The sequence below is a fragment of the Antrihabitans spumae genome, assembly GCF_043944905.1.
GTDB lineage: Bacteria > Actinomycetota > Actinomycetes > Mycobacteriales > Mycobacteriaceae > Antrihabitans > Antrihabitans spumae.
Genome location: NZ_JBIMSN010000037.1, coordinates 1 through 8,025, shown reverse-complemented (window position 1 = coordinate 8,025; position 8,025 = coordinate 1). Strand labels below are relative to the sequence as shown.

Genomic DNA, 8,025 nt, shown 5'->3' with positions numbered 1-8,025 from the left:
AACCCAATCCGAAACAGATCAAGCCGGCACGTCAGCCCGGAGAAAGATCTGGGCTAGCCCGCAACGAATACGTAATTCGTTGCGCCAGTGGACGTGTCCCGGCTGACGTGTCGCCAATTGTGGCCACGCTATTGATACGTTACGCACCAGCCGCGGCAAAGATGAATGCCTTCTACTGGAAGTTGTTCGGCGGCGACATACATGCAGAATATCCGGGCCGATGAGTCAGAAGTGCGAAGAGATCGGCGTCGCCGGTGATCTCGTTCAGAGTGAAATTGCGTTCGATGACACCGTTCGACGATGTCTCAGAGGTGAATTTGCATGGAGTTACCTTTGGGGATGCCTGTTGTAGAGGCGCTCCCGGCGACACCTTCGTCGATCGCGGATCCGTGAACTCGAGTGGGAGCACCCACCTGGCTACTGCATTCATGGGTCTCATCTCCTCGCGTCAGCTCACGTTCTCGGGCACGCTTGCAATACGCACCGAATCCCGTCCAACCTACGAATTCGATGCGGACCGCATCGGCATCCGTTCAACGAACCAGGCTTGGAGGTCTGCGTGAGCATCCGAATTCGTAGTTGGCCGGACGAGCCGGAGCAAGCCTTGTCGCGGGTTCACGACCGAATCGACGAGGACCTCCGATCCCACCCGATGGTGACGCTTGCCGCGGAAGCAGTCCCTTTCTCGCACCGCGCCCCCGCCGGTGACCGATTCGGACCAGTCCGTTTGGTCGAACGCGACGCCGATACTGCCGTCGTATTCGCTTGCGACACCAGCCGTTGGGTGATCCTTGTTCAGCAAGAGGACAATTCGGCGACCGCAAGCGTCCTCCACGGAGTACCCAATCCTCGAGTCGGTTTCGATCGTTCGTTTCGCACGTCCTTCTTGCAACTATTGGCTCTCCATCAAACCGGCGCTCCGTCCATGGCCGAAGATCTGCCGGATGTCGCGTGGTTGTCGTTGAGTGGAATCGCAGCGGAAGGCGTATCTCGATTCGAGATGGCGACTTCGGTCGACTCGGACAGCGGCGACGTCGGAGCCGACGGAGTCGTCCTAGCGGTTCTACGCGGACGCTGGAAGGAAAAGCCGAAGGTTGTTGTGCACTTGACCAACGGGGAAACCGTCGCCGTACATCACCCAAGCTTGGCTCGGTAGCCCCCAGCTGTGGCGTGGCCGCGGACCGACGATTCGAGCGGCGTTGAGCGCCTTTCGAATTGAGACATTTCACGACGTCGAACAATCGCGGCTGACAGACTGGACCGCAGGTCGGGGACCTGTGCACCCCTGGCGTGAGCATGAGTAACCTCCGCGTCCCTTTCCGTCCAGTAGCTCGCGCCCGCTCCCTAGTTCGTGTGTGCGTTTGTGTGGTCGTCGTGGCAGGTTTCACCGCCTGTTCGGACGACTCCGATGCATCGGGGTACAGGGCTCAGGAGTTGATCACACCCGGGTCGGTGCTTACAACGTCGACGGGGACGAATCCGGAGATCCGGACATTCTGCTCGTCCGCTCGCCAGAAGGGGCAGATCTGGCAAGCATCGATACCCAGCTGTACGAACGACCGTTGTTCACGACAGGTGGGCCTCGCGGCACCAGCTTTCTCTGGGTGGATCCGGGCGCACCCTCACTGCGGAGTGTCGACGGGTCGGGTAAAGAAGTCGCGTCGGTCGACGTGAAGTCGGCGTTGGGTGACGAGCGCACAGGCTATTGCGACGATATCGCGATAGCGCCGACCGACGCCCCCAATGCGGATACCGAGAAACACAGCGCACAGACCCCCTGCTTCAGCACGCTGAGATAACTGGTGGAACGCAGCGCTCGGGTCGTAAATTCGAACTCACGCTTCCCGGTATCGCCGATCCTGGGTGCCTTCACGATGAACGAGTCGTGACGGAACGAGCGCCAAGAATAGAGCACGAGTCCCTCGTTGCAGTGTCCATCATTCCCCAAGGCCGTGTGCGTCGATGCATTCACGCCCGACGAGACTTAGCGAGTGCAAGTCATTTCGTGGTTATCGCGCCCAGCAGCTATACAATTCGAATGAATCGAATATGCATCGCTACCGGTCAACGACGCTGACTCGTTTCCTCTGGAAACCGGTAACTGTTGGGCTCGATTGTGCGATATTCCGAACATCACCTATTCAGGAGGTTCGGAAATGCGATCTGCGAAAAGGATTGTCGCCAGCGCCGTAATCGCCACAGCAACTGCAACTGGCGTTCTCGTTGGTGGCGGCGTGGCTCAGGCCGATGTGCCGGTGCCGCAGGCCAACTGTCACGTTTACAGCATCTTAAATACCGGCGGAATGGCGAATTGTGAGCAGCCAACCTGGCACCAGGTGAAACTCACGTGTGTCGCGTGGCCCGTTCCGTTCGTCTACTGGAAGTACGGTCCACGGCAGTACGGGCAAAACCAGTCCTGGGCCAGTTGCGATTCGCTGAACGCAATGGTGGGGATCGAAGTTATCCAGGCGTAACGAACCCCGTGCTCCCATAGCCACCAACCCGCCGACCACCAAACTTCAGGCGAGCTCGATTTCGTCGAATCCGGCGGACAGGCTATGTCGGCGAACCGACAGCACGCCCCCTTCACGGTGAACGAGGCCCTCGTCGAAGTCGATGCTCAACCGCTCTCGTCGAGCATCTACTTCGCGTACCACACCACAGATGCCTCGGAACGGTCCGTCCGCGAAGAAAACAACATCTCCTGGCGCGTATCCCGAAGTCCTCACCCATACAATGTAATCCCGCGAGTCGGATTGGACTCGCCGCCGAGGTGTCAGACCGAAGTCGATGCGCCGATTACCGACAGCAGGCGCAGCTTCTCGTAGCTTTCGCTCCCGGGCACCGCGGTGTAGACGAGCAGCCAGTTCGACTGCTCCGGGTCGAGCAACGTCTGGCAATTCAGTTCCAGCGCACCGACTTCGGGATGGGAGAACCTCTTTACCTCGTTCGGCGCGATTCCGATCTCGTGTTCCTTCCACAAGGTTCGGAACTCCGCACTCTGCGTCGTGAGCAAGTCCGCGAGGTGGGCGGCTTTCGAGCCCGGCCCTCGCAGGGTGAGCACGCCCCGAAGCCCCGAGACATACATGCGCGAGAAGAATTCGTGATCCTCGGGCGGGTGCAGTGCGCGAGTGGCCGGATCCGTGAACCACCGGTAGCCGATGCTGCAGGACGGCCCCGTGTATCGGCTCGCATCGCCGATCAACGCGACGCCGAGCGGTGTCTGACGCAACGTCTCCCCTAGTTCGGTGACGATCTCGGCTGCGGTGTCGTCGGCGAGTCGGTCGAAGATCCGCATCATTCCCGGGCTGACGTAGTCGCTACTCGACCCCCGCGCAGGCGGCTGATGCCCGGCGAGGCGGAACAGATGGTCGCGCTCGTCGCGCGAAAGATGCAGACCTTGCGCGATCGAGGCGATCATCTGCTCGGAAGGCTCTGGGCCACGTTCCTGCTCGAGACGCGCGTAGTAGTCGGTCGACATGTGGCACAGAGCGGCGACCTCTTCCCTCCGCAATCCGGCGGTGCGGCGTCGCTGCCCACGCGGTAGTCCGACATCCCCGGGCTGCAACGCGTCCCGACGGCTACGGAGAAACTCGGCAAGTCCCGCTCGATCGATCATGAATGCATTCTCTCCTTCTGCGCGATTGCTCAGCCACGGATTGTCGAACCGTGGATAACTCCGACGACACCGGGCAGAGTTGTCGTCAAGCACCAACCGGTGCACCTGGGAGCCAAGTCAGGAGCAAACCTCATGTCACGCAAGCAAACCGACATCACCGTCCCCGATCTGTCGGGAAAACGAGCGGTGGTGACAGGAGCAAGTGATGGCATCGGGATCGGTATCGCGAGGAAACTCGCCGGCGCTGGCGCAGAGGTGATCATGCCCGTCCGCAACCCGCGCAAGGGTGAGGCCGTTGTCGAAAAGATTCGAGCTCAGCACCCGAATGCCAAACTCGCGCTCGAGTCGATGGACCTGTCCTCGCTCGCATCGGTCGCGGCACTGGGTGAGAAGCTGATCGCCGATGGCGCCCCGATCCATTTCCTCGTCAACAATGCGGGGGTGATGACGCCGCCCGAGCGCCAGACCACTGCAGACGGCTTCGAGCTGCAGTTCGGCACCAACCACCTGGGCCATTTCGCACTGACGGGACACTTGCTTCCGCTGCTCAAAGCCGGGCAGGCGCGGGTGACCTCGCAAACGAGCATCGCTGCACGCAGCGGCGCGATCAACTGGGACGATCTGAACTGGGAGCGCGAATACAGCGGCCAGAAGTCCTACTCGCAGTCGAAGATCGCATGCGGCCTCTTCGGTCTCGAACTCAGTCGCCGTAGCAGCGCCGCAGGCTGGGGTATCTCGAGCAACATCTCCCATCCCGGCGTTGCCCCGACCAGCCTGCTCGCAGCGCGTCCGGAAGTCGGACGCGCAGACGACACATTGGGTGTGCGACTGATTCGTTGGTTCTCGGCACGAGGTCTCGTCGTTGGAACCGTCGAGAGCGCGAAGCTACCCGCTGTAATGGCGGCGACCATGCCCGAATCGACGGACGGCGGCTTCTACGGTCCGCAGTGGCCAGGAAACGTCGGTGGCCCTCCCGGCGAACAGAAGCTGTGGAAGCCATTGCGCAACAACGAGAATGCAACGCGACTGTGGACGGTATCCGAGGAGCTGACGGGCGTTTCCTTCGCCTGACTTCATGAATTGCCTTCGTTCGAATAGTCGGTCATGGCGGAATTGACGAGACTCTTGCATCGAATATGCAGCGTTAGCTAAAGGTTACGACCCGCGATTCTCCGTAATTCAGTAATTGTCGTATCAAAGAAAGGCTTTGGATCTACCATCGAATCTGCGAGGTCGGAGCCGATTGCGAGCGGAGATAGTCCATGAGGTACCGAACCAGAACTGTGGCATCCATTGCGGCAGCGGCATTGTTGATCGTCACTGGTTGTTCGTCGTCCGACGATTCGAGCGAAACGACATCGTCGGGCACCTCCCCCTCCCCCTCCCCCTTCCCCTTCCCCTCCACCTCTACGCCCGCCGACCCCGGCTATGCCGCCGAGGTCAAGTCTGCGGTGGAGAAGGTGATGAAGGACAACGCAATCCCCGGAGCGATTGTGGTGATCAAGTCGGCGAAGCAAGGCGACTCGACCGCTACGTTCGGCACCCAAAAAGTCGGCGAAGACGTACCGATGTCGGTCGACGACTATTTCCGGATCGGCAGCATCACCAAAACAATGACGTCGACCGTCATTCTCCAACTGGTGCAGGAGGGCAAGCTCTCCCTCGACGACCCGATCGACAAATACCGCAAGGGCGTCCCCAACGGCGAAAACATCACGATCGCTCAACTCTCCGAAATGCGAAGTGGCCTCTTCACTTACACCGCGGACCCTGGATTCGACGCCACTCTGAACAACGATCCGGAGAAGGCGTGGACGCCGGACGAATTGCTCGACATTGCCTTCTCCCATCCGAACGTGTCCGCGCCCGGAGAGAAGTACGAATACGTCAACACCAACATCATTCTGCTCGGACTTGTCATCGAGCAACTGACCGGAAAGTCCATCGAGCAAGCCTTCACGGAACGGATCTTCGAACCCCTCGGCCTGAAACACACGTCCTTCCCGGCCGCGACCGATACCTCGATCCCTGATCCACATCCGCAGGGCTACTCGTTCCCCAGCGACGAGAACGAAATGTCGGCAGCAGACCAGAAGGCAGCGGTGGACGGCAAGCTGAAGCCGGCCGACCAGACGAACTGGAACCCGTCATGGGGGTGGACCGCTGGCGGCGCAATCTCTACCGTCGGCGACCTGACAACGTACATCGAGGCGGTGGTCAAAGGTGGACTTCTCGACGAGAAGATGCAAAAGATTCGGCTCGACAGCATCCTGCCCATCGATCCGCGCGCAGGATATGGCCTCGGTATTGCGAGGTTCGGCTCACTGCTCGGTCACGATGGCCAAATACCTGGATTCATGACCTTCGCCGGATACGATCCGACGAGCGAACTCACGATTGTTATCGCGACCAATCTCGCGACTGTGCCTGCGGGCGAAGGTACGGCGCTCGCTGTTCTCAAAGGCATCATGCCGATCTTCTATGGACCGGACGGGGAGCCCGCGGACCCGGCAAGACTGACGCCTCCACGCTGACCGATCAGCAAGTCGCTTTTGCAAGCTTCCTAGTGCGGGCAATCAGGTAGAGCGGGAACGCGACGCTGATTGCCACCACAAAGACGAGCGCGATGTAGAGCCACAACAGCGGAACTCGGTTGCGCCGACCGTCGACGATCATAAAGACCGTGGCCGCCACCGCGACGGCCAGCAGATCGATCGTGACGAATGTTGCGATGTGTCCGTCGACTGTCGCTTTCAGTGCGTCTGCGACGCCACCAGGGCCAACGATGTAGTCGATCAGGACCCACTGCGAACAGATCAGGGCGGCGACAGCGACGGCTGCGTAGATGAAACATGCGATCTTGTCGGACTTGGTCATCAACGCTCCTTCGGCTGAAACACTTCGCGCGAGTGTGCACTTCTCTGCCGCGCAAGTCGATTTTGCCGACGGCAGGTGCACACTCGGCACACGCCGACCACCCGCGGAACGGTTTGAAGCCCACCCATCGCCCGTCGGTGTTGGTTATTCAGTCCGCGCCCAGGCCGGGTCTTCGCCTGCCCGAAGATCGAGTACCTCACACCCCGTCGACGTGACCGCGACGATATGTTCCCAGTACGCGGCAGGCGCGGAATCCGCTGTGACCAAGCTGGCCACTTCGTTGGTCAAGAGTCGCATCTCACCGGACCCGGTGGTCAGGTAGATCTCGATGCTGAACGTCATGCCCTCTTGGACTACGCGCCCTTCGTTGAGACCACCGGACTTCCACGGAATGAACCAGCCGTCGTTGTGCTCACGTCCGATGCTGTGTCCGACGGCGGGGAAGGTGTGGATGATCCTGTAACCATGATTTTCAGCGAAAGCTGTTGCGGCGTCACCGAGTTCGTTGAGTGTGACACCCGGTCTGACCAATCCGATCACGTGCCACATCACTTGCAGACTTGCTGCGTAGAGTCCCGTGACTTCTGGCGACGCATCATTGCCGACGATCCAACGCCTGGCTGTGTCGCACGACCAGCCGTCCTTGCGTGCACTGATGTCCATTCCGAACAAATCACCTGTCCGGAGTGCGCGCTCGTCGGCCGGCGCATTGGCAACCACGTCGTTGAGCGCATAGCTGGCAGATATGTTGTCCGCGTGGGCCATTCCGGTGCCGGACGCTTTCACGGCAAGCCGAACAACTTCGGCGCCGTATTTGCCGACGATCAGATCGTGGGTCAGTTGATCGATCTCTCGGATGGTGATTCCGGGAACGATATGCGCACTTATCTCGTCGAGAACGTGCGCACCGACAGCTCCCGCTGCCTTCATCTTGGCGATATCGTCGGCAGATTTGATGGTCATCTGCTGAAAGGGTTCGCCTTCGAACAGCTTCTGTATGTTCGCGGTTGCCTCGTCGCTCATGTACGGAATACCGAAACGACTCAGTGTCTGGTCACCCATCTGCGCTCCATCTCCGGTAGGGACTTGTTTCAATGATGAACTGTTTCCGCCATTCTGGCGCCGATTCGGCAGCCTGCGATGCGCGAAATCGCTGAGGCGTATCGTGCTCGGTATGCAATTCCCGACCTGCCGAAAGTATGTTGTCGCCCGATAGCGCGCAGGTCGGCGTTTTGTTGCGTCGGATCGAGCACGACGTGGGTTCGAGTGCCGGACGGGTGTGGCCAATTCGCGAGCAGGTTTCGGGCCGTTCGGTGACGCTGCCCGACACCCGTATCGCGGTCAGTGTCTCCGAGCGCGCCGCTGGCGATCTGGGCTCGTTCGCAGCGGGCGTCGAGCCGCGTGCGATTACGGCACATGTCCGTGCATATCCCGACGACGACGGACAACCTTCTGGCGAACGAATCGACCTAGCCTCGCGCTTTCACGCTAATTCGGCAGAGGACTGTGTCGCAGACAAAGAATGGTGC

General features: G+C 60.2%; 8 protein-coding genes and 2 pseudogenes. 7 read left to right on the top strand and 3 right to left on the bottom strand.

Annotated features, from left to right (window positions below):
* From ACHIRB_RS09400 to ACHIRB_RS09385, 4 genes and pseudogenes are all read left to right on the top strand, one after another.
* A pseudogene (locus ACHIRB_RS09400) lies at positions 1–224 on the top strand (hypothetical protein); the annotation flags it as partial.
* A 335-nt stretch (positions 225–559) separates the two neighbouring features.
* Complete coding sequence (locus tag ACHIRB_RS09395; protein WP_395126617.1) at positions 560–1,156, top strand: hypothetical protein; 597 nt, start codon at positions 560–562, stop codon at positions 1,154–1,156.
* 199 nt (positions 1,157–1,355) lie between these two features.
* Positions 1,356–1,799: a hypothetical protein gene (locus ACHIRB_RS09390; RefSeq protein WP_395127677.1), complete on the top strand. Its 444-nt coding sequence runs from the start codon at positions 1,356–1,358 to the stop codon at positions 1,797–1,799.
* 357 nt (positions 1,800–2,156) lie between these two features.
* Positions 2,157–2,474 (top strand): hypothetical protein, encoded by a 318-nt coding sequence (locus tag ACHIRB_RS09385; RefSeq protein ID WP_395126615.1) that lies wholly within the window; start codon positions 2,157–2,159, stop codon positions 2,472–2,474.
* A 302-nt stretch (positions 2,475–2,776) separates the two neighbouring features.
* Here ACHIRB_RS09385 and ACHIRB_RS09380 read toward each other — a convergent pair whose 3' ends face one another.
* Complete coding sequence (locus ACHIRB_RS09380; RefSeq protein ID WP_395112626.1) at positions 2,777–3,619, bottom strand: helix-turn-helix transcriptional regulator; 843 nt, start codon at positions 3,617–3,619, stop codon at positions 2,777–2,779.
* Between the two features lie 132 nt (positions 3,620–3,751).
* Between ACHIRB_RS09380 and ACHIRB_RS09375 the strand changes: the two genes are divergently transcribed.
* Together ACHIRB_RS09375 and ACHIRB_RS09370 are read left to right on the top strand one after the other, a co-directional pair.
* The gene (locus tag ACHIRB_RS09375; RefSeq protein ID WP_395112627.1) at positions 3,752–4,690 is read left to right on the top strand and encodes an SDR family oxidoreductase; all 939 of its coding nucleotides are present in this window, start codon (positions 3,752–3,754) and stop codon (positions 4,688–4,690) included.
* A 191-nt stretch (positions 4,691–4,881) separates the two neighbouring features.
* Positions 4,882–6,153: a serine hydrolase domain-containing protein gene (locus ACHIRB_RS09370; protein ID WP_395112628.1), complete on the top strand. Its 1,272-nt coding sequence runs from the start codon at positions 4,882–4,884 to the stop codon at positions 6,151–6,153.
* A gap of 4 nt (positions 6,154–6,157) precedes the next feature.
* Here ACHIRB_RS09370 and ACHIRB_RS09365 read toward each other — a convergent pair whose 3' ends face one another.
* Entirely contained in the window at positions 6,158–6,496 is a 339-nt protein-coding gene (locus ACHIRB_RS09365; RefSeq protein WP_395112629.1) for a DUF2834 domain-containing protein, read from the bottom strand.
* A 144-nt stretch (positions 6,497–6,640) separates the two neighbouring features.
* Positions 6,641–7,558 (bottom strand): M24 family metallopeptidase, encoded by a 918-nt coding sequence (locus tag ACHIRB_RS09360; RefSeq protein ID WP_395112630.1) that lies wholly within the window; start codon positions 7,556–7,558, stop codon positions 6,641–6,643.
* Between the two features lie 194 nt (positions 7,559–7,752).
* Between ACHIRB_RS09360 and ACHIRB_RS09355 the strand changes: the two are divergent.
* Positions 7,753–8,025 (top strand): annotated as a pseudogene (locus tag ACHIRB_RS09355) (hypothetical protein); the annotation flags it as partial.